This is a genomic window from Pseudomonas tohonis (assembly GCF_012767755.2).
GTDB classification, from domain to species: Bacteria; Pseudomonadota; Gammaproteobacteria; order Pseudomonadales; family Pseudomonadaceae; genus Metapseudomonas; species Metapseudomonas tohonis.
The window spans coordinates 4767720-4792817 of sequence record NZ_AP023189.1 but is presented as its reverse complement, the minus strand read 5'-3'; the positions used below and the strand labels follow the sequence as shown (position 1 = coordinate 4792817).

Sequence of the window (25098 nt, the reverse complement as noted above, 5' to 3'; positions counted from 1 at the left end):
GCAAGACTCCCTGGGCTCCGAGCCTCAGTCGTTATCTGCGGGGGTTGTCTGCGCCGCTTCACGTGGAAGCGGCACGTAGGCGAGGGCGAGTGTCTTGTCCAGCACCGCCCGCGCGCAGGCTGAGAGTGAGCGCGAGCTGAGGTAGGAGATGTAGACCGATCGACCCGCCGTCGAGAGCTGGGGCAGCACCCTGACCAGCGCGCCGCTGTCCAGGTGGCGCCGTGCCAGTTTCAAGGGCAGCAGGCCGATGCCCATGCCGTTGAGCGTGGCCTGCATCAGCATCAGGCTGGAGCGGGTCAGCAGGCGCTCCTGGTGGCGCACGGGCAACGGGGGGCCGTTCTGGTTGTGGAGCACGTACTCCCTGCGGCTGTCGTCGTGCAGAACCTCGTGCGCCACCAGTGCATCCACCGTATCGGGCTGGCCTTTCAACGCCAGGTACTTCGCCGTTGCAAAGAGCCCCAGTTCCGTATCGAAGAGTTTCTTGGTCACGCAGGCAGTGTTCTTGAGTTCACCCACATGAATAAGAAGATCGATACCTTCGACGATGAAGTCGGGCTCCTGATCATTGATCAGAAGTTCGACCCGAATACCGGGGTAGATACCCAATAGATCAAGTATGGAATGGCTTTCACTGCAATCGACGAAACTGCTGGGTAATTGAATACGGACTTTTCCAATGAGTTCCACCCTTTCCTGCTTGATGGAGGTCAGCGCGATATTCAGTTGATCGATACTGTCCTTGCACAGGGCATAGAGACTTTCACCATCGCAGGTGCACCGAAGTGCCTTGGTCGACCTGAAGAACAGCGTGGTCCCCAACCGTTTCTCGAAGGCCTGGAGCCGCCTGCTCAGCGTGCTTGCGGGCATGCCGAGTAGTTTTCCCGCTTTAGTCAGGCTGCCTGTGCGAACCAGTGTTACAAAAAGATCTACTTCACTTAGCATGGCTGTATTCACAAGGCTGTTGATATTTTTATATCCCTCGATATCGGGGATGTTTAATGTCGGCCCTTGTTGTTCTTATGATTCTCCAGTACGGCGGTGTATCTCATCAGGCTGCAAGGTCATGCGGATGAATCAGGTGGAAGCGATGTCTCCTGTATGAAGGGCTGCGTGGGTTTGAGGCCGCCTTTTAGTTGTTTGGTTGTTCCGTTCGTCGGGCCGCGATTCCAATCTAGCAACGTTGTCATAGGGGGTGGAACCGTAAAAATCGGCAAACACTCTTTCATTTTTGCAAGACACTTCCATATCGCCGTATTGCCCTTACTTGTTATCAGGTAATAAAGCGAACCTCGTGTATGGACATGCCCCCTCCAGCGCCCACGAAAAAACCACCGCCTCCTGCGATCTGTGCAGAGGTGGTGGTCAACGTCCGGGAACAGGTTGTGAATGTTATACAGTATCATTTCGTGCCGCAGCCCCTGCCTGCTGCTGGCGGAGGTGCGCCGACCGGCGGTGCGGTCGGCCCTCGCTGAGGCCGGGGTGTGAGTAAAAAGCCACGTTTTAGGATCTGGCTTTGCGTCTGGCCCCCAAGACGGGGGCGCAATCAGACCTCGGAGCATGCCGCTGCCGCTCACGCTGGACGTAGGTTGTGCTGCGCGCACCTCGGATTCGCCGCAAGCACCGCGCGGAGGTGCGCACGGCACACCCTACGCCACGCGTTCATCCTGCCGGGCTCTCAATTCGATCCTCACAGGTAGCGCCCATGGCTCATGACCACGCCCCAAGGATGTGGTTTCCCAGGCTCAAATGAGTGTTGAGACAGAGAGCGGTCGCTAGGGGCGCTCGCAGCTATCAAGCTCCTGCTGCGTCTTCAATTGGGTTTCGATCCCAAGTCGATAGCGGCAGTAGTCGATCACCTCCTGCCGCTCCTGCGCGCTCAACCGGCTGAGGGGCTTGCTGTCGGCATCAGTGGCGAAGGGGTTCACGAAAGCCACCTGGAAGGTGGGCTGCTTCTTGATGAAGAAGACCAGGCGGTTGTCCTCGGCGAAGCGCGTCTTGTAGACGCCGGTGGTGAGCCAGGCAACCAGAAGCGTGGTGGTCATCAGGCTGAGCGCGAGTGTCTTCGGCCAACGCCGGGTCCTGTTCTCCACATGCATTCCTTGGCGATGAATCGGAGAGCGGGATAGTACGAAGCGGCGATGGGCACGTCATCAGCCGGGGCGCTGGGCGGGGGCGAAGGTGCCTCGGGCTCGTTGCGACTTAGGTCCTCATCCCTCTTGCCGCTGCCACCTTCCTTGGTACTGCCATCCCGCGAATTCCTTGACCCGCCGCTCCCCGCATCCCGATTCTTCCGCCGGCAAGACGCGCCTTAAAAACAATAACGATGCCCACTGCGGCAACGGAACAAGGAGTTCTGTGATGCTTGGTTACTACGCGCCATACAGCCGCGAATACCTCGCCACACTGATGATCGTGACGACACTCTTCTTCGCCCTGCCCATCTTCGTTGCCCCCATCGCCTGGGCCCGGCTCATGCGCTGGAGAATTCCGGAGCACCAGCACCTGGCGATCTATTTCGGCCGCTGCCTGGGGGCGTTCATCCTGATCATCGAGCTGGCCATGCTGCGTGCCGTCACCACGGGGACCGGGTACAGCTATGCGTTCGACCTGCTGTTCCTGGTCTTCACGCTGATGTTCGTGGTGCATGTGTATGGCGCGATCCGGCGCATCCAGCCGATCACCGAGACGTTGGAGATCGGCTTCTGGATGATCCTCTTCGGGCTCAACGTGCTGTTCTATCCGGCCACCGCCATCACGCTCTGAGGGGCGGTGGATGAGGGCTGGAACCTCCAGCCCTCGGTTGTGCTAGCCGATCACGTGGGGCGGCCGGGGCAGCAGGCGCGGGCAGTCTTCGAGGGGCAGCCAGACCACGTCCTGCCAGTGCAGCACCTGCAACTCCTGCCCCATCCATTGCGCCACCGAGCGGACGGGCCAGTGTCCGACCTGGGGCTGTTCGGCGCGCAGGCAGGGGATCACCTGCTGGGTGATCCATTGGCGGATGCAGCGGTTTTCCGGGTGGTAGTAGTGGATCAGCGCCGCATAGGCGCCGGATTCGCTCACCAGCCATTCGCACTTGAAGTCGCCGTGGCCGTTGCGTATCCAGGCGATTTGCATCTGGTCGTCATCCAGGTTGTGCGGCAGGCGCTCGGCCAGGGGCGGGTGGTTCATCAGCCGGGCCAGGTCGGTGACCACGAACCAGGGTTGGTCTTCCAGCAACACGGCGCGCAGCAGGCGCTTGTGGCGGGTGAAGAGGGTGGGGATGAGGATTTCTTGATCGGGGTGTGGGGCCTTGCAATGTTGAGTGTTGGGCATATCAGGCATCTCTAGATATACCGCTGCTTTCGGGAGCAGTTGTGCCGCTACGTGGTGCGTTCTTAAGCGCTGGGACGGGAGGCTATGGGCAACCCCGGAAACTGGCAATGCAGTTACCGAGTGAGAAATGGCTGATCGGCCAGGCCGAAACGTGAAGGTGGGGTAGGGTGGATGACGCTCTTTTCATCCACCAAGCGAGGCCCATCCCACCCTCATTCTCCCCAGCGAATATCGTCGTCCGCCAAGCCATCCCCGGCCCAATCCACCGGGTAGATGCCATCCCGCACCGCCCGGTGAAAACTCGAATACGGCCAATCGCACACCCGCCGCACATGGCCGTGTTTCACCGGGTTGATGTGGATGTAATCGAAATGCCGTTGGTAATCGAGGTCGTCGCGGATCAGGTGTTCCCAATAGCGGCGTTGCCAGATGCCGCGTTCGCCCCGGGCGCGTTGAGCCTCGGTGCGGGATCCGGTATCGGCCAGGCGTTTGGAGAAGGCGAATTTGATCGAGCGCCAGCGCATGGCGAAGTCATCGTCGCCCGGTGGCAGGGTCCAGAGGCAGTGCATGTGTTCGGGGAGCACGACCCAGGCATCGATATGGAAGGGGCGGCGGTGTTTGACCGCCTGTACCACGGCGCGCAGCAGGTGGATTTCGCGGACCAGCAGGTCGCTGTGCCGGTTACGCAGGTTGACGGTGAAGAAATAGGTGCCCCCGTGCATCCGGGCGCGACGGTAGTTGGACATGACCCCTCCTTGAGCCATTGGTTTGGCGGGTGGAAGAGCTGGTGGATGAGAAGAGCGTCATCCACCCTACATGGGTGTTTCTATTCATCCACCGTTGTTGCGGTTGTCCGAGCCACTCGCTGATTATCCATCGAGTTGATTAAGATACGATCCAGTGGTATCTGGTTTTATAATACGCCTCTGTTTGGTCATTATAGTTTATGTAATCTAGTGTCCACATGTCAGTTTTGACGTCGTTTCCCCAATGGTCTTTTGAGATGTGGTATTTAGCGCTATCTAGCAGGTTTGAGTAAACAAAGCTTGAAATTCCAATGTGCTCGGGAGAGCTTCGGGTGTCACCGATTTTGACTGATTTATTTACGGCGTTTCCTATCCATACTAGATCTCTATTGTTTGTTCCGCTGATCCCTACCTTTGAGCAAATTATTTTTCCATCGTCAATACCAATCCCGAAGTCTACGGGTGAGTACTTTTCAAGACTCTTTTTTACTTTTGAGTCATCACTGTTGAGCATGTATTTTATTTTCATGGCGGCGATGACTGCGTTTGTTAGAGTTTGTTTTGTAGTGCCTTGGAAAAAACATAGCATTCCATCGCCATTGAAGCTTCTAACTTCTCCTGAAAGGCTTTTTACGATGGTCACAATTGTGTGGAAGTAAGCTTTATGTATTTTTGCTACTGATCTGCGGTTGTGCTTGTTAAGTGTTTTTGTAGAGCCTCGCATATCAATGAATAGAGTCGTGGCTTCGAACCTTAGACCTGTGTTTCCGAATGTGAGCTTTGGGTTCTCTAGGTCGGGGACATATGTAACGTCAGAAACATCCATTTCACTGTCTATTATTTCTTTTACTTTTGCCTCGATGCCTGACTTCACTTTATTTGTGATCCCTATTTATGAATATAAAGACGGCTAGAATGGGCGTGGCTAGCGCTGATGTGGTTAGCCATATGGCTACTTTGAATATCGCATATTTTCGAGCGGCGATTTTTGCGTTATTTATTATCTGTTCTGCAAGCATGATTTCATAGTCGGTGATTTTTTGTGAGTTTAAAGACGCCTTGTTTAGTGCTTTGACAAATTCATATGGTGTAAATTTTATTATATTTGAAAAGTATATTAAATTTTCAGTTTTTTGCTGTTTTGGTTGGAATGCTTTTATTTCAAGGGAGGGAATTAATGATATAAGTAGAAATATTGAGCTGGCTGCGAGTTGTGCTACTGCAGCGACAAGGAAAAATTGAATGAATGTGTTGAGTTGATAGTCTTTTGATGCTTGGGCTATTCCGAATATTACGGCAATGTTACCTCCGAGCAGTGTCGCGCATTTCGCTTCTGCGAATTTAAGCCAGTCATTAGTGTTGCTGAATACTTGGTTGAGCAAGTTTTTTCCTCAAAAAAAACCCCGCACAAGGCGGGGCTTCGTCTTTCTTCGCTACCCCGAAAATCCGTATCAGGTTGAAGCGTTTTATGTGTTCCTAATGGTTCGACCCGGAATCAATCCCAGCTCAGCGCACCGCCAGTCTGGTACTCGATGACGCGAGTTTCGAAGAAGTTCTTCTCTTTCTTCAGGTCCATGATCTCGCTCATCCAGGGGAACGGGTTGGTGGTGCCCGGGTATTCCTCTTTCAGGCCGATCTGGGTGAGGCGGCGGTTGGCGATGAACTTGAGGTAGTCCTCCATCATCGCGGCGTTCATGCCCAGTACGCCGCGCGGCATGGTGTCGCGTGCGTATTCGATTTCCAGTTGGGTGCCCTGGAGGATCATCTGGGTGGCTTCGTCCTTCATGGCGGCATCCCACAGGTGCGGGTTTTCGATCTTGATCTGGTTGATCACGTCGATGCCGAAGTTCAGGTGCATGGATTCGTCGCGCAGGATGTATTGGAACTGCTCGGCGGTGCCGGTCATCTTGTTGCGGCGGCCCATGGAGAGGATCTGGGTGAAGCCGCAGTAGAAGAAGATGCCTTCCAGTACGCAGTAGTAGGCGATGAGGTTGCGCAGGAACTGGCGGTCGGTCTCCGGGGTGCCGGTCTTGAACTCGGGGTCGGAGATGGAGCGGGTGTACTTGAGGCCCCAGGACGCCTTCTTAGCGACGCTCGGGATCTCGTGGTACATGTTGAAGATCTCGCCCTCGTCCATGCCCAGCGATTCGATGCAGTACTGGTAGGCGTGGGTGTGGATCGCTTCCTCGAAGGCCTGGCGCAGGATGTACTGGCGGCATTCGGGGTTGGTGATCAGGCGGTAGACGGCGAGCACCAGGTTGTTGGCAACCAGGGAGTCGGCGGTGGAGAAGAAGCCGAGGTTGCGCATGACGATGCGGCGCTCGTCTTCGCTGAGGCCGTCCTTGCTCTTCCACAGAGCGATGTCGGCGTTCATGTTCACTTCCTGCGGCATCCAGTGGTTGGCGCAACCATCCAGATACTTCTGCCAGGCCCAGTCGTACTTGAAGGGTACGAGCTGGTTGAGGTCGGCGCGGGCGTTGATCATCTGCTTGTCGCCGACCTGTACGCGCGCGGAGGCGCCTTCGAGGTCGTCCAGGCCTTCCTGGATGTCGAGGGCGTCGAGGGCCTTCTTGGCGCGGGCGACGGCGTCGGAGTCAGCGGCGGATACGGCGCGGGCGTCCTGTACGGAGCCGGCGGCCTCGTCATCGAGCTTGTCGGCGCCGGCAGCGGCTGCGGCGTTGGTCGCGGCGTTGGGTTGGGCGGCGGCGGGTGCGGCGGCGTCTTCTTTGTCGAATTCGTCCCAGCTGAGCATCTGTCCTCTCTCCTGGTTGGTTCGGCCGTTCTCTGCCGGCCTGGGTAATTGGTGCGTGGGTGTGTGCACGCTGAAGCTTTCTACTGCCGAACTGCTTGTCCGCCGGGGCCTGGTCACGGGCGTCTGTGTCAGCTGCCCAGTGGATGCCGCATTCGCGGTTGACGGTGCTCGGTCTTGCTGCGCGGCCTGGGCCTGCGCGTGTGGCTTCTCTCTATAAGGGAGCGGCCATGAAATTCGGTGGTGCCGTTACTGCTTCCCTGACCTCTCCCGGAGGGGGAGAGGAGAGGGCTACTGCGATCCAGCCTTAACGGTTCTCGGTGCGAGTCAGCGCTAGGCGGCTGCCAGGCCGGAGCCCCTGAGCGTACGGCTGTACGTGATGGGGGCCGGCCTGGTGGCCAACAACGCGATGGCCGCTCCGCGGACCGTTACTGACAGGCTTCGCAGTCGGGGTTGTCGATGGAGCAGGCTTGCGGCACGGGTGCCGGTACCGGCGCGGCGGCGGGCGCTGCGCTGAAGCCTTCATCGCTACCGGAGGAAACCGCGTTGAGCTTGCCGGTGTTGATGGTGGACTTCTCGGTGCTGGTGGCAGCCAGGGCACGGAGGTAGTAGGTGGTTTTCAGGCCACGGTACCAAGCCATGCGGTAGGTGACGTCGAGTTTCTTGCCCGAGGCGCCGGCGATGTAGAGGTTCAGGGACTGGGCCTGGTCGATCCACTTCTGGCGACGGCTGGCGGCGTCGACGATCCACTTGGTTTCCACTTCGAACGCGGTGGCGTACAGGTCCTTGAGGTCCTGCGGGATGCGTTCGATCTGCTGCACGGAGCCGTCGTAGTACTTCAGGTCGTTGACCATGACCGGGTCCCACAGGCCGCGGGCCTTGAGGTCGCGAACCAGGTAGGGGTTGATCACGGTGAATTCGCCGGAGAGGTTCGATTTCACGTACAGGTTCTGGTAGGTCGGTTCGATCGACTGCGATACGCCGGTGATGTTGGCGATGGTGGCGGTCGGTGCGATGGCCATGATGTTGGAGTTGCGGATGCCTTTCTGTACGCGCTCGCGCACCGGGGCCCAGTCGAGGGACTCGGTCAGGTCGACGTCGATGTACTTCTGGCCACGGGCCTCGATGAGGATCTGCTGGGAGTCCAGCGGCAGGATGCCCTTGCTCCACAGCGAGCCGTCGAAGGTCTCGTAGGAACCGCGCTCGTCGGCCAGGTCGCACGACGCCTGGATGGCGTAGTAGCTGATGGCTTCCATGGACTTGTCGGCGAAGTCGATGGCGGCGTCGGAACCGTAGGGGATGTGCTGCAGGTACAGCGCGTCCTGGAAGCCCATGATGCCGAGGCCGACCGGGCGGTGCTTGAGGTTGGAGTTCTTCGCCTGCGGGACCGAGTAGTAGTTGATGTCGATGACGTTATCGAGCATGCGTACGGCGGTCTTGACGGTCTTGGCGAGCTTGGCGGTGTCCAGCTTGCCGTCGACGATGTGGTTCACCAGGTTCACGGAACCCAGGTTGCACACGGCGATTTCGTCCTTGTTGGTGTTCAGGGTGATCTCGGTGCACAGGTTGGAGCTGTGGACCACGCCCACGTGCTGCTGCGGGCTGCGCAGGTTGCACGGGTCCTTGAAGGTCAGCCACGGGTGGCCGGTCTCGAAGAGCATGGAGAGCATCTTGCGCCAGAGGTCCTTGGCGGCGATGGTCTTGTGCAGCTTGATCTTGCCGTAGCCGGCCATGGCTTCGTAGTACTCGTAGCGCTCTTCGAAGGCCTTGCCGGTCAGGTCGTGCAGGTCGGGCACGTCGGACGGGGAGAACAGGGTCCAGGGACCGTCGTCGAATACGCGCTTCATGAACAGGTCCGGAATCCAGTTCGCGGTGTTCATGTCGTGGGTACGGCGGCGGTCGTCACCGGTGTTCTTGCGCAGCTCGATGAACTCTTCGATGTCCATGTGCCAGGTTTCGAGGTACGCGCAGACGGCGCCCTTGCGCTTGCCACCCTGGTTCACGGCGACGGCGGTGTCGTTCACCACTTTCAGGAAGGGCACGACGCCCTGGGACTTGCCGTTGGTGCCCTTGATGTAGGAGCCCAGCGCGCGGACCGGGGTCCAGTCGTTGCCCAGGCCACCGGCGAATTTGGACAGCATGGCGTTGTCGTGGATGGCGCTGTAGATGCCCGACAGGTCATCCGGGACGGTGGTCAGGTAGCAGCTGGAGAGCTGCGGACGCAGGGTGCCGGCGTTGAACAGGGTCGGGGTGGAGCTCATGTAGTCGAAGGACGACAGCAGGTTGTAGAACTCGATGGCGCGCTCTTCACGGTCCTTCTTCTCTTCGATGGCCAGGCCCATGGCCACGCGCATGAAGAAGATCTGCGGCAGTTCGAAGCGGATGCCGTCCTTGTGGATGAAGTAGCGGTCGTACAGGGTCTGCAGGCCCAGGTAGGTGAACTGCTGGTCACGCTCGTGGTTAAGCGCGCGGCCCAGTTTCTCCAGGTCGTAGGTCTTCAGTTGCGGGTCGAGCAGCTCGAACTCGGCGCCTTTCTCGACGTAGGCCGGCAGGGCCTTGGCGTACAGCTCGGCCATCTCGTGGTGGGTGGCGCTCTCGGCCACGCCGAGGAAGCCCAGGCCTTCGGCACGCAGGGTGTCCATCAGCAGGCGGGCGGTGACGTAGGAGTAGTTCGGCTCGCGCTCTACCAGGGTGCGGGCGGTCATCACCAGGGCGGTGTTGACGTCTTTCTCGGCCACGCCGTCGTAGAGGTTCTTCAGGGTTTCGCGCTGGATCAGGGCGCCATCGACTTCGGCCAGGCCTTCGCAGGCTTCGCTGATGATGGTGTTGAGGCGGCCCAGGTCGAGCGGAACGACGCTGCCGTCGGCGCGGGTCACGCGGATGCTCGGGTGCGGCTGGGCGATCTCGGCGGCGCCGCTCTTGCGGGCCTGGGCGCGGGATTCGCGGTACAGGACGTAGTCGCGGGCGACTTTCTGCTCGCCGGCGCGCATCAGGCTCAGTTCGACCTGGTCCTGGATCTCTTCGATGTGGATGGTGCCGCCCGAGGGCATGCGACGCTTGAAGGTGGCGGTGACCTGTTCGGTCAGGCGCGCGACGGTTTCATGGATACGCGAAGAGGCAGCGGCAGTACCGCCTTCCACGGCGAGGAACGCCTTGGTGATGGCAACGGTGATCTTGTCGTCGGTGTAGGGCACGACGGTACCGTTGCGTTTGATCACGCGCAGCTGGCCGGGCGCGGTGGCGGCCAGATCCTGGGTGGAATCGGCTGCCTGCGGCGCGTTGGCCTGCGGGTTCTCGCGAGTGGTTTCGGTCTGCATGGGGGTCTCCATGTTCTCTATTTGTTGAGTCGGGCGCGTGAGCGTCCGTCATTCCGTTTTACAAACGCCGCTGGCTCGGCCGGGGCCGGGTTCGTGGCGCTTACTACAAGGCAGGAAGGGCAGGGGACTCGAATGCCTCCCTGGCCCAGCAAGTCTAAGGTCGCTGTGTTAAGGCGCAGCGACAAACACAATACCTAGTGGTGCGTCACCCTGGGGTGGTACACCTTTCTTCCGGTTCCAGTCACGTCATTCGTGTCCCGGGCCGGCACTGTCGGCCGGGGCCGCGCAGCGGGTTGGACTCCTAATGGATCACGGGGTTCGAAGCCTGGAAAAAGGCATTTCGTGCTTGATTCTGATTGTGTCCCGTGATCTAGCCAAACCCAATATGTAGGGGTCTGGCGTGATGGGGGTACAAGATAATGCGCTCTTGGGGGTATTGCAAGGTGAGGGGAACTGGAAAAGCTGTGGATAACTTGTGGGTGAATTGTGGGTGAGGCGGGGAGAGTTTGCGGTAGCCCTCGTGGGGCCTGGCGTACGCCGTTCGTCGCGGCTGCGACACTCTGGAACGGGCTGTTCCGAGGATGTCGGGCTGTGCGCAAGCTAACACAATATCTAGTGTTTTGTAGGGCTTTTGGCATGCACTGTGCAGAATGCGGTGCGTTGCTACAATGCCGCCCGGTTTCACGGCCTTGATGCAGTCTATTAGGAGTACGTGGTGGAGCAAGAATCCTGGCGCATCCTCATCGTCGAGGACGACCAACGACTGGCCGAGCTGACCCGGGAATACCTCGAGGGCAACGGCCTGAAAGTGGCCATCGAGTCCGATGGTGGCCAGGCCGTGGCGCGCATTCTCAAGGAGCAGCCCGACCTTGTGGTGCTCGACCTGATGCTGCCCGGCGAGGATGGCCTGTCCATCTGCCGCAAGGTCCGTGGCCGCTATGACGGCCCCATCCTCATGCTCACCGCGCGCACCGACGACATGGACCAGGTGCTGGGCCTGGAGATGGGCGCCGATGACTACGTGTGCAAGCCGGTGCGCCCGCGCGTGCTGCTGGCGCGCATCCGCGCGCTGCTGCGGCGCAGCGAGGGCGGCCTGTCCGAGCCCGTCGAGGAGAACGTGCGGCGCCTGGAGTTCGGCCCGCTGGTGATCGACAACGCCATGCGCGAGGCGTGGCTCAACGAGCGCAGCATCGAGCTGACCAGCGCCGAGTTCGACCTGCTCTGGCTGCTGGCGGCCAACGCCGGGCGCATCCTCTCGCGCGAGGAGATCTTCAACGCCCTGCGCGGCATCGAGTACGACGGCCAGGACCGTTCCATCGACGTGCGCATCTCGCGCATCCGCCCGAAGATCGGCGACGACCCCATGCACCCGCGCCTGATCAAGACGGTGCGCAGCAAGGGCTATCTTTTCGTCAGGGAGGCGGCCGAAGGCCTGCTTTGAACCCTATATAAGGATGCGGTGCCGCCCGGCTTCGGATGACGGTGCCCATCGTCCAGCCGAGAGCGCCATGTTCCCCACCCTCGAAACCACCCGATTCCGCCTGCGGGAGATTGGCCCGGCCGATACCCGCGCCATCTTCCTGGGCCTCTCCCACCCGGATGTGATCCGTTACTACGGCGTCTCCTACGACAGCCTGGAGGCCACCCGGGTGCAGATGGACTGGTACCGCTCGCTGGTTCGTGAGCGCACCGGCATCTGGTGGGGCATCTGCAACCGCGATGATCCCCAGCACCTGCTCGGCGCCTGTGGTTACCACGATTGGGACCACGGCCATCGCCGCGCGGAGCTCGGCTACTGGCTGATGCCCGAGCACTGGCGCGGCGGGGTGATGCGCGAATGCCTGGAGGCGGCGATCGGCCACGGCTTCGACGCCATGCGCCTGCACCGCATCGAGGCGGTGGTGGACACCGACAACGCGGCCAGCAGCGGCCTGCTGCGACGCCTGGGCTTCGTCCACGAAGGCGTGCGCCGCGAGTGCGAGTACAAGGACGGCCGCTACCTCAGCCTGGATTGCTTCGGCCTGCTCGACCGCCCCGGGGAGCGGCGATGAACTCGATCTTCCTGCGCATCTACGGCGGGCTGCTGATCACCCTGGTGCTGGTCGCGCTTTTGGGCGTGTTCACCTTCCACCAGGTCAACGAGGTGCGCGCCGACCAGTACCGCGAGAGCCTGGCGCGCGGCACCTTCCGCCTGATGTCCGACAACCTCGAACCCATGACCGCCATCGAGCGGCGCCGCGCCCTGGTGCTCTGGAGCCGGCTGATGGGCATCCCCCTGGCGCTGCAGGACCTGGACGAGGACCGCCTCGACAGCGGCGTGCGCAGCCGCGTGCTGCGCAAGCAGGTGCTGGTGGAGCAGACCGGCCCCCACGCCGCCAAGGTCTACAGCCTGGTGAGCGAGCAGGAGCACCTGGTGCTCACCGGCGAGGTGCAGCAGATCAGCGAGCAGCTGGCGCGCGCCACCGTCTACCTGCTGATCGACGAGCTGGTGCGCTTCCCGGTGCGCGAGCAGCCCCAGCGCCTGGCGGCATTGAAGGAGGGCAAGCAGTTCGGCTTCGACCTGCACCTGATCACCCTCAAGGACGCCGACCTCGATGAAGACCAGCGTCGCCGTGTGGACGAGGGCGACACGGTGATGGCCCTGGGCAAGGGCGGCGATTCGGTGCGCATCTTCGCCGGCATCGTCGACACGCCCTGGGTGCTGGAGATCGGCCCGCTGTACCTGATGAACCCCTACCCGCCGGAGCTGCTGGTGCTGATCGGCCTGCTCGGCCTGAGCTTCATCGGCCTCACCATCTACCTGCTGGTGCGCCAGCTGGAGCGCCGCCTGCTGGGGCTGGAGGCGGCGGCCACGCGGATCGCCCACGGCAAGCTGGACGCCCGCGTGCCGGCCAGGGGCGCCGACTCGGTGGGGCGCCTGGCGGCCGCGTTCAACGGCATGGCCGAGCAGTTGCAGCAACTGCTGTCGGTGCAGCGCGAGCTGGTGCGCGCGGTCTCCCACGAGTTGCGCACGCCGGTGGCGCGCCTGCGCTTCGGCCTGGAGATGATCGCCGACGCGGAGACCGAGAGCGCCCGGCGCAAGTACATGGAGGGCATGGACGGCGACATCCAGGAGCTCGACAAGCTGGTGGACGAGATGCTGACCTACGCCCGCCTGGAGCAGGGCACGCCGGCGCTGAACTTCCAGCGCGTGGACCTCGATGCACTGTTCGACCAGGTGATCGCCGAGCTCGCCCCGCTGCGCGTCGCCGTGCGCGTGGAGCGCGGCCAGTGCCTCACCGCGAGCGGCGAGGGTGCCTGGGTCGAGGCCGAGCCGCGCTACCTGCACCGCGCCCTGCAGAACCTGGTGAGCAACGCCATGCGCCACGCCGAAGCGCGGGTGCGGCTGAGCTACCAGATCGGCCACAAGCGCTGCCGTATCGATGTCGAGGACGACGGCCCCGGCGTGCCGGAAAGCCACTGGGAGCGCATCTTCACCCCCTTCCTGCGCCTCGACGACAGCCGCACCCGCGCCTCCGGCGGCCATGGCCTGGGGCTCTCCATCGTGCGGCGGATCATCTACTGGCACGCCGGCCGCGCGCAGATCGGTCGCAGCGACACCCTCGGTGGCGCGCGCTTCAGCCTGGTCTGGCCCCGCCGCCAGGGCGATGGGGATTTACCGCCGTAGGAAAGAAGTCCCGTAGGTTGGGCTGAGGCACGAAGCCCAACGCAGCGAGGTCGGGCATTGCACCGTTGGGCCTCGCTGCGCTCGGCGCCAACCTACGGGTGCTCAGGCGCTGATCAGCGCACCGCCACCAGGCTCAGCAGCCGGTCGTCATACAGCTGGAAATGCCCCTCCAGCTCGCTGCCCGTCATCCACTCGCCAGCCAGGTCGATCAGCAGCCCGAGGCGTGCCGTCCGTGCGCTGTCGTCCACCGCCAGCAGCTCGGCGTCGTGGAAGTAGAAGCGCTTGCCCACCAGCGGGTAGAGCGCCTTGAACAGGCTTTCCTTGAGGGAGAAGGTCAGGGTCACGCGCTCGGCCTGTTCTTCGGCGGGAAGCAGGGCGAGGCGTTGCAGCTCGGCGGGGGTGAGGATCTCCTCGGCCAGGCGCAGGGCGCGCCCGGTTTCCAGGCGTTGCTCCATGTCCAGGCCCAGGCCGCGCCAGTCCGCCTTGCGCGCCACCAGGGCCGCAGCCCAGCCGGCGCCGTGGGTGATGGAGCCGCTGATGCCCGGCGGCCAGAGCGGCGCGCGGTCCTCGCCCGTGCCCGGCACCTCCGCCCGGCCGGTCAGCGGCAGCAGCGCCGCGCGGGCACAGAGGCGGCCGGCGAGGTACTCGGCGCGGCGCTTGGCCACCGAGCGCTGGATATTGGCGGGCGCCGCGATGGCGCAACGGTCGAAGTCATGGTCGGCGAGCTGCGCCGGGTCGAAGCGACAGGCGCGCAGGGCGATGCCGGGCAGCGCGGTGGCGAAGGGCCAATCGGCATCCAGCGGGGTGCAGAAAGCGGGGAGGGTAGGCGTCATGGGCGCATTTTGCCGTGCCGGCCCGACGGGAGCCAGCGCCCGCGCCGGTTACATATGTTTGCAATCGGGTTACCAAAGCTAAACGGATGCCTGGCGGCCTATTTGCCAGACTAGCGTCGCGTTTCTTCTGGAACGCAGGTGAGGTTGTAGCTTGGAGTCCTGGCCACTGGTCGACTCCGGGCGTTTTCTCTGAATCGAGAACGGGAGCCCTTGTGGGGGCTCCCGTTTTTTTTTGCCCCGGGGCGGCGCATCCAGTGGGTCCCTGCGTTCGCGGGGATGACGGTGTGTGCCGAACCCCGCGCGCGTCCTTGCGTCCATTCCAGATCGTTCAGCCGAGGTTCAGAGAGGGTTCAGGGGCTGTTCAGTGCCCCGCCGGCAAGATGGCTCCCGTGTTCAAGCACGAATCGAAATCCATCGGAGGAACGCCTCATGAAAGCCATCCTGAACCCCCTCTTCATCGCCGCCGGCCTGACCTTCGCCGCTGCGTCCGCCCAGGCCGCCGACCCGTTCATCGGCCTCACCTGGGGCCAGACCAACAACAACATCCAGAACTCCTCGGCGCTCAACGCCAACCTCGGTGACCCGAGCCTGGACAAGGTGATCCACAAGACCGGGACCTGGGGCGTGCGCGCCGGCCAGATGGATGACAACGGCCGCTACTACGCCACCTACGAGAACTTCTCGGACACCGACCGCGGCAACAAGCTGCGCCAGCAGAACCTGCTCGGCAGCTACGACGTCTTCCTGCCCCTGGGTGACAACAACACCAAGCTGTTCGGTGGTGCCACCCTGGGCCTGGTCAAGCTGGAGCAGGACGGCACCGGCATGCGCCGCGACAGCGACATCGGCTACGCAGCGGGCCTGCAGGCCGGTATCCTCCAGCAGCTGAACAAGAACACCTCCATCGAGGCCGGCTATCGTTACCTGCGCACCAACGCCAGTACCGAAGTCGCGCCCCACGGCGGCGACAAGCTCGGCTCGCTGGACCTGCACAGCAGCTCGCAGGCCTACCTGGGCGCCAGCTACAAGTTCTGACCAGTGCCACGCACGGCCGGGCCCAGTGCCCGGCCCTTGCCTGAGGAAATGCAGATGAAATTGCTGGTTGTGGAAGACGAGGCGCTGCTGCGCCATCACCTCCATACGCGCCTCGGCGAGCAGGGGCATGTGGTCGACGCGGTGGCCGATGCCGAAGAGGCGCTGTACCGCGCCAAGGAGTTCCACCACGACCTGGCGGTGATCGACCTGGGCCTGCCCGGCATGAGCGGCCTGGACCTCATCCGCCAGCTGCGCAGCAGCGACAAGGTCTTTCCCATCCTCATCCTCACCGCGCGCGGCAACTGGCAGGACAAGGTCGAAGGCCTGGCCGCCGGTGCCGACGACTACGTGGTCAAGCCGTTCCAGTTCGAAGAGCTGGAGGCGCGCCTCAATGCCCTGTTGCGGCGCTCCTCGGGCTTCGTCCAGTCCACCATCGAGGCCGGCCCCTTGCTGCTCGACCTCAACCGCAAGCAGGCGCAGGTCGACGGCGCGCCCATGGCGCTGACCGCCTACGAATACCGCATCCTCGAATACCTCATGCGCCATCACCAGCAGGTGGTGGCCAAGGAGCGGCTGATGGAGCAGCTCTACCCCGGCGACGAGGAGCGCGACCCCAACGTCATCGAGGTGCTGGTGGGGCGCATCCGTCGCAAGCTGGAGGGCGAGCACGGCTTCAAGCCCATCGAGACGGTGCGCGGCCAGGGCTACCTGTTCACCGAGCGCTGCCGTTGAGTCGCGCCGCCGGCCCCCGCCGCCGCGCCGGGTTCTCCCTGCGCCTGCGCCTGATGCTGGGCGCCACGGCGCTCGCGGTGCTGTTCATGCTGGTGCTGCTGCCCCTGCTGCGCAGCGCCTTCGACTACGCCCTCGACCAGGCCATCGAGAAGCGCCTGGCTGCCGACGCCAGTGCCCTGATCGCCGCCGCGCGCATCGTCGATGGCCGCCTGGACATGCCGGACAAGCTGCCCGACGAGGAATTCGACAACCTCGACGCCACCCAGCTCGGCTACATCTACGACAGCGAAGGCCGGCTGGTCTGGCAGTCACGCTCCTCCACCGACGAGACCGTGCACTACGAGCCGCGCTACGACGGCCGTGGCCACGAGTTCACCCGCGTGCACGATGCGCGCGGCCGCGAGTTCTTCGTCTACGACGTGGAGATCGACCTGCTGCGCGGCCAGGCCGCCGCCTTCAGCGTGGTCACCATGCAGCCGATGAGCGACTACCAGGTGATGCACGACGGCTTCGTCCACCAGCTCTACCTCTGGCTCGGCGCCGCGCTGCTGCTGCTCCTGACCCTGCTGTGGTTCGGCCTCACCTGGGGCTTTCGCAGCCTGCGCCGGCTCAGCGAGGAGCTGGACCAGGTGGAAGCCGGCGCCCGCGACTCCCTCAGCGAGGAGCACCCGCGCGAACTGCTGCGCCTGACCGGCTCGCTCAACCGCCTGCTGGAAAGCGAACGCCAGCAGCGCGAGCGCTACCGCAATTCCCTCGACGACCTGGCCCACAGCCTGAAGACCCCGCTCTCGGTGCTGCAGGGCGTCAGCGAGACCATCAACAAGTCGGCCAACCCCGAGCAGGCGCACGTGCTGCGCAGCCAGATCGAGCGCATGAGCCAGCAGGTCGACTACCAGTTGCAGCGCGCCACCCTGCGCAAGAGCGGCCTGGTGCGCCACCGCGTGCGCCTGGCGCCGCTGCTCGACCTGCTCTGCGAGGCGCTGGACAAGGTCTACCGCGACAAGAAGGTGCAGGTCGAACGCGCCTTCGACCCCGCCCTCGAGGTGCCGGTGGAGCAGGGCGCGCTGCTGGAGCTGCTCGGCAACCTGCTGGAGAACGCCTACCGCCTGTGCCTCGGGCGCATCCGCGTCAGCGCCGTGCAGGGCGCCGGCTTCTGCGAGCTGCGGGTGGAGGACGACGGCCCCGGCGTGCCGGTGGACCAGCGGGCGCGCATCCTCAAACGCGGCGAGCGCCTCGACGCCCAGCACCCCGGCCAGGGCATCGGCACCGCCGTGGTCCGCGACATCGTCGAGAGCTTCGACGGCGAGCTGGCCCTGGACGACTCCAGCCTCGGCGGCGCCGAGTTCCGCATCCGCCTGCCGTTGCACTGAAGGGTGGCGGGTTTTCCCCGCTCATCCGGCTGGTTTCCTGGCGGTGGACGTTCGCGGCGCTGGCAGGAGGCTCCAATCGCGCATCCACGGGGCGCCGTCCGGCGTTCCGACCCTCCTGTCAGCTGCGTGATTCCCAACACCCACTAAGCTGTGATTCGCCTCCGCGCCCGCGTGCATCCACGCGGCACTCGATGTACGTGAAATTTTTTTCGAGGGCTGTCGAAACCCGCGAAGCCCGTTCGACTAATGGACAGAACCGCCAGCCTGGCGGGCATGAAACCTGACAGAAGGAGCGACACGATGCGATTCATGGTGATGGTCAAGGCAACGAAGGAATCCGAAGCCGGCGAAATGCCCAGCGAGGAGCTGCTCGCCGCGATGGGCGCGTACAACCAGGAGCTGATCGACGCCGGCATCATGCAGGCGGGCGAAGGGCTGCACCCCAGTTCCCGAGGCGCGCGGGTGACCTTCTCCGGCAGCAGCCGCACGGTGACCGACGGCCCCTTCGCCGAGACCCGCGAGCTGGTCGCCGGCTACTGGATCTGGGAAGTGGAATCCCTGGAGAAGGCCATCGAGTGGGTCAAGCGTTGCCCCAACCCGATGACCGGGGACTCGGACATCGAGATCCGCCAGATCTTCACCGCCGAGGACTTCGGCGCCGAATTCACGCCCGAGCTGCGTGAGCAGGAAGAACGCCAGCGCGCCCAGATGGCCACCGGCAAGCCGCAGTAGGGAGACGACCATGCGAATCAACGCCTACCTGATCTTCGCCGGCAACTGCCGCGAGGCCTTCGAGTTCTACCACCAGACCCTGGGCGGCGAGCTGCAGGTGATGAGTTTCGGCGAATCCCCGGCGGCCGAGCACGTGCCCGCGCAGTTCCATGACCGCGCCATCCACGCCTGCCTTTGCCTCGGCGACCAGTCGCTGATGGCCTCGGACACCACGCCGGAACACCCCTACGACGGCATCCGCGGTTGCTCGGTGTCGCTCAACGTCGATTCCATCGAGGAAGCCGAGCGCGTGTTCGCCGCGCTCTCGGCCGGTGGCAAGGTGCAGATGCCGCTGGAGGCGACCTTCTGGGCCGCCCGCTTCGGCATGTTCGAAGACCGCTTCGGCGTGCCGTGGATGGTCAACTGCGAGAAGGACCGGTAAGGCGCGCCACGGGGCGGGGCCGGGCACCGGCTCCGCCCCGTGGGGCTACTCGTCTTCGCCGGACTCGAGCAATTCCTTCGGCACTTCGCTGCGCAGCATCAGCTGGCATTGCTGACTGTCGGGGTCGAAGACGATCACCGCCTGCTTCTTTTCCAGGGCATGGCGGACGCGGGCGACGCGGGTTTCCAACGGGGTCTCGTCGCCGTTGTCGGTGCCGTCGCGGGTGACGAAGTCCTCGATCAGGCGGGTCAGGGTGTCGGCTTCGAGCAGGTGGTGGGGAATCAGCATGATGGACCTCGGGGGCAGGCGGCGATCCTAGCGCGATGACCGCCGCGACGCCATGCGCGGGCGTCGCCTCAGGCCGAGTGCTCCTGGCCGTGGCGCACCAGCAGGCGGTCGAGGGTGGCGAAGAGCAGGGCGCTGTCCAGCGGCTTGCCGAGGAAGTCGTCCATGCCGGCCTCGGCGCCGGCGTCGCGGTGTTCGTCGAGGATGTGCGCGGTCAGCGCGACGATGGGCACCGCCGGCAGCTGGCGGCTGCGCTCGAACTGGCGGATGCGCCTGGTCGCCTCGAAGCCGTCCATTTCCGGCATCTCGCAATCCATCAGGATCAGCTGCACGCCCGCCGGGTCGCGCTCGTATTCGTTCACCGCCGCCACGCCGTTGGCCACGGTGCGCACGCGGTAGCCGCGCTTGCGCAGGAAGCCCTGCACCACCAGCTGGTTCACCGGGTTGTCCTCGGCGACCAGGATGCAGGGCGCCGAACCCGCGTCGCTGAAGGCCTCGCTGAGGATCGGGCGCGGCTCCTGGCGGCGCTCCTGGTAGAGGTCGCCGAGGGCTTCGCGCAGGGGCACTACGGCCAGCGGCTGGGCCATGGCGATCAGGCGCAGGCCGTTGCTCTGGGGCAGGTTCTGGCACTGCTCGGGCGGGCACAGCAGGAGGATGCGCTGCCCCGGTTCCAGGCGCGGGCGCAGGGAGTCGAGCCAGTGCGCGGCGCTGCCCGGCCAGGGCGCCACCAGCACCAGCAGCGGCGGCACGGCGAAATCGTCGAGGTATTCGTGCAGGCGCTCGGGGGTCTGGCAGCGCTCGGTGCGCATGCCCCAGCGGCCCAGCAGGCGGCTCAGGGCGTCGAGGCCGAGGCCGTCGAGGGAGGTGAGCAGGGCGGTCTTGCCCTTGAGCAGGCGCAGCAGTTCGTCGTCTTCCTCGGTGCCTTCCTGCAGGGGCATGTCGAAGGCGAAGCGGGTGCCCTGGCCCGGGGTGCTCTGCACCTCGATGCGCCCGCCCATCATTTCCACCAGCTCCTTGCTGATGGCCAGGCCCAGGCCGCTGCCGCCGTAGCGGCGGGTGGTGCTGGAGTCGCCCTGAGCGAAGGAGTCGAACAGCTGGGACAGCGCCTCGTTGCGGATGCCGATGCCGCTGTCGCTGATGGCGAAGATCAGGTGCGGCTCGCCCAGGGAGTTGGAGCGGCGGCAGACGTTCAGCGCCACATGGCCCTCGGCGGTGAACTTGAGGGCGTTGCTCAAGAGGTTCATCAGCACCTGCTTGAGGCGCGTGGGGTCCCCCTTGATGCGCCGCGGCACGCCGCTCTCCAGGCTGATGTAGAGGCGCAGGCGCTTGTCCAGGGCCTGGGCGGTGAACAGGCTGAGGGTATCGGAGAGCAGTTGCTCCAGGTCGAACTCGATGTGTTCCAGGGTCAGCTTGCCGGACTCGATGCGGGCGTAGTCGAGGATGTCGTTGATCACCGCCATCAGGGCGCTGCCGGAGCTGGAGATGGTGTCGACGTAGAAGCGCTGGCTGCGGTCCAGCGGGGTTTCCTTGAGCAGTTGCAGCATGCCCAGCACACCGTTGAGCGGGGTGCGGATCTCGTGGCTCATCTTGGCCAGGAAGCGGCTCTTGGCGCGGCTCTCGACGTGCGCCTGCTCGGCGGCCTGGCGCGAGCGGAAGCCTTCTTCCTTGAGAGTGTTGATGCGGTCGGCGAGGCCGATGGAGAGGGTGATCAGCTCGATGGTCACGCCGATCTTCACCACCGTGGCGCCGAAGATGCCCAGCACCTCCACGCCCAGCGAGCCGGTGGTGGCCTGGATGAAGGCGAACAGCAGGATGCCCCAGGCCAGGGTGTAGTAGGAGCCGTAGCGCACGCCCCGGCGCCAGACGTAGATGCCGGCCAGGAGCAGCAGCAGCGAGACGGCCGAGACGGTGAGGCTGGCGAGGATGTTCCAGGCCTGCAGGCCGATCGCCGGCGCCGAGACGAACACCGCCAGGGTCGCCAGCATCGCCACCCGCAGCGCCGTGTCCAGGCGCGGGAAGTACTGCTTGGCGTGGAGGAAGTGGCGGCTGAACTGCACGGCGGTGAGGCAGTGCAGGTACATGAGGATGTAGATGCTCACCGACTGGAAGGCCACGTGCTCGGGCAGCAGCTTGAACAGCATGCCGTCGAAGCAGGCGGCCAGCAGGCCGACGTTGAGGTTGTAGGCCAGGTACCAGAGGTAGGCCGACTCGCGCAGCGAGATGTAGAGGAACAGGTTGTAGAAGAACATGGCGAACAGCACGCCGTAGAAGGCGCCGTTGAACCCCATGAGGTTTTCCTGCGCCGCCGCGCTGGCGCCGTAGGTGCTGAAGAACAGCGGCACGAAGATGGTGCTGGTGCTTTCCACCCGCAGCAGCAGGGTGTTGGTGCCGGGCTGCAGGTCGAGGGGGAACCAGAAGTTGCGCACCTGCACCGGGCGCTGGGCGAAGGCGAAGCTGTCGCCGCTCTCCTGCTCCTGCAGGTGCCCGTCGGGCTCGAAGAGGAAGACCTTGATGTGGTCGAGCAGCGGGTAGTTGGCTTCCAGGTAGCCCGACAGCGGGTGCTGGCGGCTGTTGACCAGGCGCACCTTGAACCACCAGACCGAGCTGTTCTTGCCCATGTTGGCGTGTTCGCCGTGCACCGGGGTGAAGGCTTCGTCCGGCAACTGGCGCAGGTCGGCGAGCTGCAGCTTGCCCTCGGGGTCTTCCAGGTAGCCCATGAAGGGGCTCAGCGACAGGCGCAGGTCCTCGCGGTCGAGGGGGGCGCTTTGCAGCGCCCAGACCTGGCCGGTGAGGCAGAACAGCAAGAGCGCCAGACAGAGGCGAGGCATCCTTTCACCCCATTGTTTTTATCACCCGTGGCCTGGCACTTTGCCTTTATGTGAGGTGGCCTTCAAGCGTCGCTTTCGCCCTTGCCGACGAGACTTCCGACAGTCGGTACGCGGGTGTCGTTTTCCATCTGCGCGGTGTGTTCCAGCTGATGGCTGAACGGCTCCAGGGAGTTCTGCGCGGCGTCGGCGTCGCTGGCGAACACCGGCGGGCTCATCATGTAGGCGCCCAGCAGGCGGGTCATGGCTTCCAGGCTGTCGATGTGGGTGCGCTCGTAGCCGTGGGTGGCGTCGCAGCCGAAGGCGAGGAGGGCGGCGCGGGTGTCGTGCCCGGCGGCGATCGCCGACTGGGCATCGCTGTGGTAGTAGCGGAACAGGTCGCGACGGACGGGTATGACGTTCTTCTCGGCGAGCTTCAGCAGGTGCCGCGAGAGGTGGTAGTCGTAGGGGCCGGCGGAGTCCTGCAGGGCGACGCTGACGGCGTGCTCGCTGGACTGCTGGCCGGGGGCGACCGGGGCGATGTCGATGCCGACGAATTCGCTGACGTCCCACGGCAGCGCCCCGGCGGAACCGGAGCCGATCTCCTCGGTGATGGTGAACAGCGGGTGGCAGTCGATGGGCGGCACCAGCTTGGCCTCGGTGATGCCCTTGAGCGCGGTGAGCAGCGCGGCGACGCCGGCCTTGTCGTCGAGGTGGCGGGCGCTGATGTGGCCGCTCTCGGTGAACTCGGGCAGCGGGTCGAAGGCGACGAAGTCGCCGATGCACACGCCGAGGGACTCGCAGTCGGCGCGGGTCGAGCTGTAGGCGTCCAGGCGCAGTTCGATGTGGTCCCAGCTGATCGGCATGCTGTCCACTTCGGTATTGAAGGCGTGGCCGGAGGCGAGCAGCGGCAGCACGCTGCCGCGGATCACCCCGGTGTCGGTGAACACGCTGACGCGGCTGCCTTCGGCGAAGCGGCTGGACCAGCAGCCCACCGGGGCCAGGGCCAGGCGGCCGTTGTCCTTGATCTGGCGGACGATGCCGCCAATGGTGTCCAGGTGCGCCGCCACCGCGCGGTCGGGGCTCTTCTGCCGGCCCAGCAGGGTGGCGCGGATGGTGCCGCGACGGGTCAGCTCGAAGGGGATGCCCATCTCCTCCAGGCGCTCGGCGACGTAGCGCACGATGGTGTCGGTGAAGCCGGTGGGGCTGGGGATGGCGAGCATCTCCAGGAGCACCTGGCGCAGGTAGTTCATGTCCGGTTCGGGAAGTTTTCTGGCAGTCATGGCGTCTCCTTGGCGAGAAACCGGGCCCGTGGGCCCGGGGCTCAGGACAGCGGCTGGCTGAGGGGGAACAGCAGGTCGATGAAGCGCTCGGCGGTGGGCTGCGGCTGGTGGTTGGCCAGGCCGACCCGCTCGTTGGCTTCGATGAACACGTAGTCGGGCTGGTCGGCGGCGGGCACCAGCAGGTCCAGCCCCACCACCGGGATGCCCAGCGCGCGGGCGGCGCGCACGGCCGCCTCGCCCAGGCTCGGGTGGAGGATGCCGGTGACGTCCTCCAGGGTGCCGCCGGTGTGCAGGTTGGCGGTGCGGCGCACGGCGAGGTGGGTGCCCTCGGGCAGCACGTCGTCGTAGCCGTAGCCGGCGTCCCTGAGGGTGCGTTCGGTCTCGTCGTCGAGGGGGATGCGGCTTTCGCCACCGGTGGCGGCCTGGCGCCTGCGGCTCTGCGCCTCGATCAGCGAGCGGATGCTGCGCTGGCCGTCGCCGACGATCTCCGCCGGGCGGCGGATCGCCGCCGCGACCACTTCGTAGCCGATCACCACGATGCGCAGGTCGTGGCCCTGGTGGAAGCTCTCCAGCAGCACGCGGCTGTCGAAGCGCCGGGCGTTGTCGATGGCCGCTTCCACCTCGGCGGCGCTGCGCAGGTTCACCGCCACGCCATTGCCCTGCTCGCCGTCCACCGGCTTGACCACCAGGGCGCCATGTTCGGCGAGGAAGGCGGCGTTCTCCTCCGGCGTGCCGGCCAGGCGCTGTGCCGGCAGGCTGAGGCCGGCGCGGGCCAGGGTGCTGTGGGTGAGGGTCTTGTCCTGGCACAGGGTCATGCTGACGGCGCTGGTCATGTCCGACAGCGATTCGCGGCAGCGCACGCTGCGCCCGCCCTGGCTGAGGCTGAAGAGCCCCGCGCGGGCGTCGTCGACGCGCACCTCGATGCCGCGGCGGTGGGCCTCGTCGACGATGATGCGCGCGTAGGGGTTGAGGTCCTCTTCTGGGCCGGGGCCGAGGAACAGGGGCTGGTTGATGCCGTTCTTGCGCTTGATGGCGAAGGTCGGCAGGTCGCGGAAGCCGAGCTTGGAGTACAGCGCCTTGGCCTGGCGGTTGTCGTGCAGCACCGAGAGGTCGAGGTAGGCGAGGCCACGGCTCATGAAGTGCTCGATCAGGTGGCGCACCAGTGCCTCGCCGACGCCGGGGCGGTTGCATTGCGGGTCCACCGCCAGGCACCAGAGGCTGGAGCCGCCTTCCGGGTCGTGGAAGGCCTTGCGGTGGTTTAGGCCCATCACGCTGCCGACCACCTGGTTGCTGGCCGAGTCCTCGGCCAGCCAGTACACCGGGCCGCCCTGGTGGCGCGGGGTGATCGCATCCTGGTCCACCGGCAGCATGCCGCGGCTGCGGTACAGCTGGCTGATGGCCTGCCAGTCCTCCTCGCTGTGGGCGCGACGGATGCGAAAGCCCCTGAAGGCCCGACGCGCCGGGCGGTAGTCGGTGAACCATAAGCGCAGGGTGTCGGAGGGGTCGAGGAACAATTGCTGAGGGGCCTGGGCCAGCACCTGCTGGGGCGCGGCCACGTAGAGGGCGATGTCGCGTTCGCCGGGGCTTTCGGCCAGCAGCTCGCGGGCCAGGCTCGCCGGGTCCGGGTAGGTGTGGCCCAGCAGCAGGCGGCCCCAGCCGCAATGCAGCACCTGGACCTGCTCGGCCTGTTCGTCCTTGTGCTCTTCCGCCAGGCGTGCCTGCAGGCGCTCGTAGGAGGGCGCCTGGCCGCGCAGCAGACGCTGGCTCTGCACGTACTGCTGGCTGGTAAAGAATTTCATCGCGAATCTCTCC

General features: G+C 64.5%; 22 protein-coding genes. 9 read left to right on the top strand and 13 right to left on the bottom strand.

All coding sequences use genetic code 11. The features are described from left to right. Positions 1-24: 24 nt before the first annotated feature. Positions 25-942 carry a LysR family transcriptional regulator gene (locus HSX14_RS21700; protein ID WP_173172205.1) on the bottom strand — a complete coding sequence of 306 codons (918 nt, stop codon included), beginning with the start codon at positions 940-942 and terminating at the stop codon, positions 25-27. 830 nt (positions 943-1772) lie between these two features. Beyond that, a complete protein-coding gene (locus tag HSX14_RS21695) occupies positions 1773-2090 on the bottom strand; it encodes a hypothetical protein (protein ID WP_228723477.1) in 318 nt (105 codons plus the stop codon). A 169-nt stretch (positions 2091-2259) separates the two neighbouring features. On the opposite strand from HSX14_RS21695, the gene HSX14_RS21690 reads away from it, so the two are divergent. Further along, positions 2260-2763, top strand: a complete 504-nt coding sequence (locus HSX14_RS21690) for a hypothetical protein (RefSeq protein WP_228723476.1) — start codon at positions 2260-2262, stop codon at positions 2761-2763. A 42-nt stretch (positions 2764-2805) separates the two neighbouring features. Here HSX14_RS21690 and HSX14_RS21685 read toward each other — a convergent pair whose 3' ends face one another. The 6 genes from HSX14_RS21685 to HSX14_RS21660 all read right to left on the bottom strand — a co-directional run bounded on the left by HSX14_RS21685 (position 2806) and on the right by HSX14_RS21660 (position 10124). Beyond that, on the bottom strand, positions 2806-3312 hold the full coding sequence (locus tag HSX14_RS21685; RefSeq protein ID WP_173172209.1) for a BRO-N domain-containing protein: 507 nt from the start codon (positions 3310-3312) through the stop codon (positions 2806-2808). 212 nt (positions 3313-3524) lie between these two features. Beyond that, on the bottom strand, positions 3525-4058 hold the full coding sequence (locus HSX14_RS21680) for an REP-associated tyrosine transposase (RefSeq protein WP_173172211.1): 534 nt from the start codon (positions 4056-4058) through the stop codon (positions 3525-3527). Between the two features lie 139 nt (positions 4059-4197). After that, entirely contained in the window at positions 4198-4932 is a 735-nt protein-coding gene (locus tag HSX14_RS21675; RefSeq protein ID WP_197970201.1) for an adenylate/guanylate cyclase domain-containing protein, read from the bottom strand. 1 nt (position 4933) lies between these two features. Continuing rightward, positions 4934-5440 carry a Pycsar system effector family protein gene (locus HSX14_RS21670; RefSeq protein WP_173172213.1) on the bottom strand — a complete coding sequence of 169 codons (507 nt, stop codon included), beginning with the start codon at positions 5438-5440 and terminating at the stop codon, positions 4934-4936. A 113-nt stretch (positions 5441-5553) separates the two neighbouring features. Continuing rightward, positions 5554-6810, bottom strand: a complete 1257-nt coding sequence (locus tag HSX14_RS21665) for a ribonucleotide-diphosphate reductase subunit beta (protein ID WP_111263367.1) — start codon at positions 6808-6810, stop codon at positions 5554-5556. Between the two features lie 425 nt (positions 6811-7235). Then, on the bottom strand, positions 7236-10124 hold the full coding sequence (locus tag HSX14_RS21660) for a ribonucleoside-diphosphate reductase subunit alpha (protein ID WP_173172215.1): 2889 nt from the start codon (positions 10122-10124) through the stop codon (positions 7236-7238). Positions 10125-10839: 715 nt separating this feature from the next. Between HSX14_RS21660 and HSX14_RS21655 the strand changes: the two genes are divergently transcribed. The 3 genes from HSX14_RS21655 to HSX14_RS21645 all read left to right on the top strand — a co-directional run bounded on the left by HSX14_RS21655 (position 10840) and on the right by HSX14_RS21645 (position 13791). Next, the gene (locus tag HSX14_RS21655; protein WP_173172217.1) at positions 10840-11565 is read left to right on the top strand and encodes a response regulator; all 726 of its coding nucleotides are present in this window, start codon (positions 10840-10842) and stop codon (positions 11563-11565) included. Positions 11566-11632: 67 nt separating this feature from the next. Further along, positions 11633-12175, top strand: coding sequence for a GNAT family N-acetyltransferase (locus HSX14_RS21650; protein WP_173172219.1), 543 nt, complete (start codon positions 11633-11635; stop codon positions 12173-12175). Continuing rightward, complete coding sequence (locus tag HSX14_RS21645) at positions 12172-13791, top strand: ATP-binding protein (RefSeq protein ID WP_173172221.1); 1620 nt, start codon at positions 12172-12174, stop codon at positions 13789-13791. Before HSX14_RS21650 ends, HSX14_RS21645 begins: the two co-directional genes overlap by 4 nt. A 113-nt stretch (positions 13792-13904) precedes the next feature. Here HSX14_RS21645 and HSX14_RS21640 read toward each other — a convergent pair whose 3' ends face one another. Beyond that, positions 13905-14624: a 4'-phosphopantetheinyl transferase family protein gene (locus tag HSX14_RS21640; RefSeq protein WP_173172223.1), complete on the bottom strand. Its 720-nt coding sequence runs from the start codon at positions 14622-14624 to the stop codon at positions 13905-13907. 429 nt (positions 14625-15053) lie between these two features. Between HSX14_RS21640 and HSX14_RS21635 the strand changes: the two genes are divergently transcribed. The 5 genes from HSX14_RS21635 to HSX14_RS21615 all read left to right on the top strand — a co-directional run bounded on the left by HSX14_RS21635 (position 15054) and on the right by HSX14_RS21615 (position 18914). After that, on the top strand, positions 15054-15659 hold the full coding sequence (locus HSX14_RS21635) for an outer membrane protein (protein WP_173172225.1): 606 nt from the start codon (positions 15054-15056) through the stop codon (positions 15657-15659). Between the two features lie 54 nt (positions 15660-15713). Then, positions 15714-16391 (top strand): response regulator, encoded by a 678-nt coding sequence (locus HSX14_RS21630; RefSeq protein ID WP_173172227.1) that lies wholly within the window; start codon positions 15714-15716, stop codon positions 16389-16391. 53 nt (positions 16392-16444) lie between these two features. Next, positions 16445-17761, top strand: coding sequence for an ATP-binding protein (locus HSX14_RS21625; RefSeq protein WP_173172456.1), 1317 nt, complete (start codon positions 16445-16447; stop codon positions 17759-17761). A gap of 300 nt (positions 17762-18061) precedes the next feature. Next, positions 18062-18493, top strand: a complete 432-nt coding sequence (locus tag HSX14_RS21620; protein ID WP_173172229.1) for a YciI family protein — start codon at positions 18062-18064, stop codon at positions 18491-18493. Between the two features lie 10 nt (positions 18494-18503). Beyond that, entirely contained in the window at positions 18504-18914 is a 411-nt protein-coding gene (locus HSX14_RS21615; protein ID WP_173172231.1) for a VOC family protein, read from the top strand. 45 nt (positions 18915-18959) lie between these two features. Here the strand turns inward: HSX14_RS21615 and HSX14_RS21610 are convergent, their stop codons facing one another. From HSX14_RS21610 to ngg, 4 genes are all read right to left on the bottom strand, one after another. Then, the gene (locus HSX14_RS21610; RefSeq protein ID WP_173172233.1) at positions 18960-19202 is read right to left on the bottom strand and encodes a YheU family protein; all 243 of its coding nucleotides are present in this window, start codon (positions 19200-19202) and stop codon (positions 18960-18962) included. A gap of 68 nt (positions 19203-19270) precedes the next feature. Continuing rightward, positions 19271-22027, bottom strand: coding sequence for a hybrid sensor histidine kinase/response regulator (locus HSX14_RS21605; RefSeq protein ID WP_173172235.1), 2757 nt, complete (start codon positions 22025-22027; stop codon positions 19271-19273). A 62-nt stretch (positions 22028-22089) separates the two neighbouring features. Beyond that, positions 22090-23286, bottom strand: a complete 1197-nt coding sequence (locus HSX14_RS21600; protein WP_173172237.1) for an osmoprotectant NAGGN system M42 family peptidase — start codon at positions 23284-23286, stop codon at positions 22090-22092. 41 nt (positions 23287-23327) lie between these two features. After that, positions 23328-25085, bottom strand: a complete 1758-nt coding sequence (gene ngg / locus HSX14_RS21595; RefSeq protein ID WP_173172238.1) for an N-acetylglutaminylglutamine synthetase — start codon at positions 25083-25085, stop codon at positions 23328-23330. Positions 25086-25098 lie beyond the last annotated feature (13 nt).

What these genes read in the sequence shown, in the direction of transcription:
- HSX14_RS21700 (WP_173172205.1), bottom strand. Translation starts at nt 942, where the DNA reads ATGCTAAGTGAAGTAGATCTTTTTGTAACACTGGTTCGCACAGGCAGC.
- HSX14_RS21685 (WP_173172209.1), bottom strand. Translation starts at nt 3,312, where the DNA reads ATGCCCAACACTCAACATTGCAAGGCCCCACACCCCGATCAAGAAATC.
- HSX14_RS21680 (WP_173172211.1), bottom strand. Translation starts at nt 4,058, where the DNA reads ATGTCCAACTACCGTCGCGCCCGGATGCACGGGGGCACCTATTTCTTC.
- HSX14_RS21665 (WP_111263367.1), bottom strand. Translation starts at nt 6,810, where the DNA reads ATGCTCAGCTGGGACGAATTCGACAAAGAAGACGCCGCCGCACCCGCC.
- HSX14_RS21660 (WP_173172215.1), bottom strand. Translation starts at nt 10,124, where the DNA reads ATGCAGACCGAAACCACTCGCGAGAACCCGCAGGCCAACGCGCCGCAG.
- HSX14_RS21650 (WP_173172219.1), top strand. Translation starts at nt 11,633, where the DNA reads ATGTTCCCCACCCTCGAAACCACCCGATTCCGCCTGCGGGAGATTGGC.
- HSX14_RS21645 (WP_173172221.1), top strand. Translation starts at nt 12,172, where the DNA reads ATGAACTCGATCTTCCTGCGCATCTACGGCGGGCTGCTGATCACCCTG.
- HSX14_RS21640 (WP_173172223.1), bottom strand. Translation starts at nt 14,624, where the DNA reads ATGACGCCTACCCTCCCCGCTTTCTGCACCCCGCTGGATGCCGATTGG.
- HSX14_RS21635 (WP_173172225.1), top strand. Translation starts at nt 15,054, where the DNA reads ATGAAAGCCATCCTGAACCCCCTCTTCATCGCCGCCGGCCTGACCTTC.
- HSX14_RS21630 (WP_173172227.1), top strand. Translation starts at nt 15,714, where the DNA reads ATGAAATTGCTGGTTGTGGAAGACGAGGCGCTGCTGCGCCATCACCTC.
- HSX14_RS21625 (WP_173172456.1), top strand. Translation starts at nt 16,445, where the DNA reads ATGCTGGGCGCCACGGCGCTCGCGGTGCTGTTCATGCTGGTGCTGCTG.
- HSX14_RS21620 (WP_173172229.1), top strand. Translation starts at nt 18,062, where the DNA reads ATGCGATTCATGGTGATGGTCAAGGCAACGAAGGAATCCGAAGCCGGC.
- HSX14_RS21615 (WP_173172231.1), top strand. Translation starts at nt 18,504, where the DNA reads ATGCGAATCAACGCCTACCTGATCTTCGCCGGCAACTGCCGCGAGGCC.
- HSX14_RS21610 (WP_173172233.1), bottom strand. Translation starts at nt 19,202, where the DNA reads ATGCTGATTCCCCACCACCTGCTCGAAGCCGACACCCTGACCCGCCTG.
- HSX14_RS21605 (WP_173172235.1), bottom strand. Translation starts at nt 22,027, where the DNA reads ATGCCTCGCCTCTGTCTGGCGCTCTTGCTGTTCTGCCTCACCGGCCAG.
- HSX14_RS21600 (WP_173172237.1), bottom strand. Translation starts at nt 23,286, where the DNA reads ATGACTGCCAGAAAACTTCCCGAACCGGACATGAACTACCTGCGCCAG.
- ngg (WP_173172238.1), bottom strand. Translation starts at nt 25,085, where the DNA reads ATGAAATTCTTTACCAGCCAGCAGTACGTGCAGAGCCAGCGTCTGCTG.